The sequence below is a fragment of the Belnapia sp. genome, assembly GCF_059504005.1.
On sequence record NZ_JCACHU010000108.1, the window covers coordinates 1 to 2,992 of the forward strand.

2 protein-coding genes are annotated in these 2,992 nt (G+C 63.5%); one reads left to right on the plus strand and one right to left on the minus strand.

Annotated elements, in window-relative coordinates; all coding sequences use genetic code 11:
• Positions 1-458: hypothetical protein (locus tag AC5JJ1_RS14635; RefSeq protein WP_495785839.1), on the plus strand; the 458-nt coding region annotated here is incomplete at its 5' end.
• A 977-nt stretch (positions 459-1,435) separates the two neighbouring features.
• Here AC5JJ1_RS14635 and AC5JJ1_RS14640 read toward each other — a convergent pair.
• Complete coding sequence (locus AC5JJ1_RS14640) at positions 1,436-2,365, minus strand: SDR family NAD(P)-dependent oxidoreductase (protein ID WP_495785840.1); 930 nt, start codon at positions 2,363-2,365, stop codon at positions 1,436-1,438.
• Positions 2,366-2,992 lie beyond the last annotated feature (627 nt).

A 2,992-nucleotide genomic window follows, 5' to 3' on the forward strand; every position in this document is an offset into this window, starting at 1 on the left:
CACCATCTCACCACACCAAAAGCCACCTTGACCTGGTTATTTCGCGTCAAGTCCTTAGCGATAGCGATCCGGCCAGTGCCGTGCTCGAAAGTGAGGACGACCGCAAATATTTTACAACAGGTTCGTGGCGGATTGCGCTCGCAACGCTGGCTGCCGCAGGCCTATTCGACAACGGGCGTTGTCCGCGAAGCTCAATCCGGCTTGTCCATTGCCGGGGGCGTTGCTGTCCAGATGCGAGCGCGCTGCCTCGCCCAGACGGCTGTCTCGTATTGGCCGACCGCGATCTCTGCGACATGGCGCTGGGCCTAGCTGCTGGCCTTGGGTCAAATAGATCGGACCTGATCGGCGATGCGCCGGACGTGGCGGTCGCGTCGGCTTTGCGGATCGGCATCTCCCCACGCGGCACGGCAGACGCCTGGGGCAGGATGACGACCTCCAGCGGCGGATCAGGCTGGTGACCGGCAATCACCCGGGACCGTCGCTCAACACCGTCAGCACCATCCGCTGTCACGGATGCGACGTCACCCTTGATGCCTTCGAGCAGCGCCGGCCGCTCATGTTTCTTATCGGTGACGCTGCCGGTCAGCGTGCCGGTGCGATCTTGCCGAGGGCCAGGCTTGGCTGCAGGGGTGCTTCGCTGAGGTGCCGGCAACCCCGCGGTCGCGTCCGCCTCGAGCCGGCGGCTCAGACCGCCGCCGCCTCCGCAATAAGCGCTGAGGCGGCGACGAGGCTAGCGCGCTTGGCCATGACGTCGGATGGGCTTTGCCAGGGGCCTGCGCCGCTCCGAGCACCGCAACACCAGGCCCTCCTGCCCGCAAACAAGCGCCATGGCAAATCGCTTCACCGGCCGGGTCGGCAGCCAGGTTCTCGGCAGCACCATCCGATACCACCGCCGACTCAAGTAACTCCGCGGCTTCAAGGCCGCCGGCAACGTCCCTCGACGGCGAACGCTCGAGGTCCCTCAACCAATTCCTCACTGCACGCTTCATAAATTGACGCCGTCCTGCCAACCCCAAGCCACAGGGCCGGGCCAGATTCAACGGTACCGCCACACCACGTCTGATCGCCGTGATTGCCACGCCGGTCTCCCAATTAGACCATTAGGTATTGTCGACTCGCGGTGTTCCAGGCGACCGCGCTCAGAAGGATTGGGCCTGGGCATAAGCCAGACGCGAAGCGCTGGCCCGACCGCGAACTGCGACAAATACGGCTTCTTCATCGCTGCAAGCGCGAGGCACCCTTTGCTGAGGCGCTTGGGTTCGGTGGCCCCGGGGTCAGCGTTAGCCTTTGCCGGCTGTCGGGACCTTCGTCGACCCGCAACGGTATCTCCGCAACAAGTATGCCTGCGATGTCTTCTGCCCGGGAGCCATGTGAGGCCGGCTCCCATGGTAGTCCCGTCGCCAAGCTTCAACGACTTGTTGGGCATCATGGATGATCATTTGCTGGCCTCCTCCATCAGCCGCTTCGACACCTCCCACAGCCTAGCGGCATTGCCAGGATCAAGAGCGTAGGCAGCATACCCACCGGTGAAGTCGGTCGGACGCCTAGCGATTTGTTCCGCCTCGTTGCAGTCTTCGAAATAGCGCCCGCTTACGCCGTCCAACAAAGGCGACGCCGCCAGCAATACGGTTGTTGCTGCGCCCTGTTCAGGCGTCTTGCGACGCTCGACGGGGGTTCTGAGGCCCCCGGTGTGCTTCTGAAGTCCGGTCGCAATGGCGCCGGGGTTGAGCGCATTGGACAGGATGCCATCGTCTGGCCAGTTTTGGGTGATCCCGACCGAAAGCAGCGCGGTCGCCGACTTCGATTGCCCATAGGCCCCAATGGGGGTGTAGGGCACAAAGTCAAAACCAAAGTCATCAAACATGACCGGGGAGAACCAGTGTCCGCTTGAACTCACTGATACAACCCGCGCACCGTTCGCTGCTGCGAGAAAGCGGTGCAGTCCCTGCGCCAGCGCAAAATGTCCGAGGTAGTTGGTGCCGAATTGAAGCTCGAAATTTTGCGGCGTTCGCTCGAGTTCCGGCACCGCCATGATGCCGGCATTGTTGATCAGGACATGCAGCGGGCCGACCCAACTTTCCACGAAGGAGCGCACCGAGCGAAGATCCGAAAGATCAAGCCGCCGCACCTCGATTGCCGGGTTGCCGGTGGCTTGGCGCAGGTCCTCGGCAACCGACCGCGCCGCTTCCGGGCGCCTTACGGCCAACGTGATTGTAGCGCCTACACCGGCCAGCGCGCGTGCGGTTTCCAGACCGATTCCGGACCCGCCGCCTGTGATGACGATCCGCTTGTTGGTGAGATCAAGCCCGCCCGTAACTTCTGCGGCCGTTGACCGAAACCCGAAGAGGGTAAGGAGACGCGGCATGACTGCCTCATGAGTTGGCATGCGCAAGCTCGATCCTGCTGCCGGCGATGTGCAAAACAACGCACACCATGATGCTGATTCGCTCAGCGGTCTTGCCTGATCGCCCGTTGATACGCCGGTTGCCCAAAGGACCTGCTTGGGTAGGCCGCCGTGTGGATGGAGAAAACTCTCCGTCGATGCGGAGCGCCCGCCAAACCGTTCAGGGCCAACGCCGACCGCCAGCACCGCTGTCCCAGCCATCGCCACCGGATGACCAATCGGTCAGGGTATGGCGCCGGCCTGCGACCGCGACAACCTGACCGCGTGGCGCACGGCCAAGGCCTGGACGGCCAAGCAGCGGATTGGCCGCGACGGGCAGGCAGGTTTGACTGGAGGGCGGTTCAAAGCGGCAATGGCCCGCCTCGAACTGCGCAGGGTGGGCCAGTGCCTTGCCTTAGCACAGGGGACGAGCCGCAGGAGATCCAGTCACTCTTGCCGCTTTGGACATGCTGGTGCCGAGCCGGTGCGGCATGAAGGCGACAGGGCGCCTGCTCCGCACGCGATTTAGGGCGTGTCTGCAAAGGCTACAGCCAGAGAGCCTGTTGCTGAATGGCCGGGCGTCGTCGTTTGAAGCGGTTCAGGATCGTG